Genomic DNA, 224 nt, shown 5'->3' with positions numbered 1-224 from the left:
GCCGAAGGCGCTCCCCTGCTAAGGGAGTATGGGCTTTAAATCCCATCGAGGGTTCGAATCCCTCCTTCTCCGCCATTCATTAAATAACGTCACGCACATGAAGTGCAGACGATAGCATTATTTATGAATGGCTTGTTTTACCGATTTTGCGCGTGTAGCTCAGCTGGATAGAGTACCTGGCTACGAACCAGGCGGTCGGAGGTTCGACTCCTCCCACGCGCACC

1 tRNA gene is annotated in these 224 nt (G+C 52.7%); it reads left to right on the top strand.

Going from position 1 to position 224, the window contains the following annotated elements:
* The first annotated feature begins 148 nt into the window (after positions 1-148).
* Positions 149-222, top strand: a tRNA-Arg gene (locus tag AAEY97_RS21565).
* Positions 223-224 lie beyond the last annotated feature (2 nt).

Origin of the sequence: Shewanella sp. TB7-MNA-CIBAN-0143 (assembly GCF_040310065.1) — a bacterium.
Lineage (GTDB): Bacteria > Pseudomonadota > Gammaproteobacteria > Enterobacterales > Shewanellaceae > Shewanella.
This window is presented reverse-complemented; position numbering and strand designations above follow the sequence as displayed.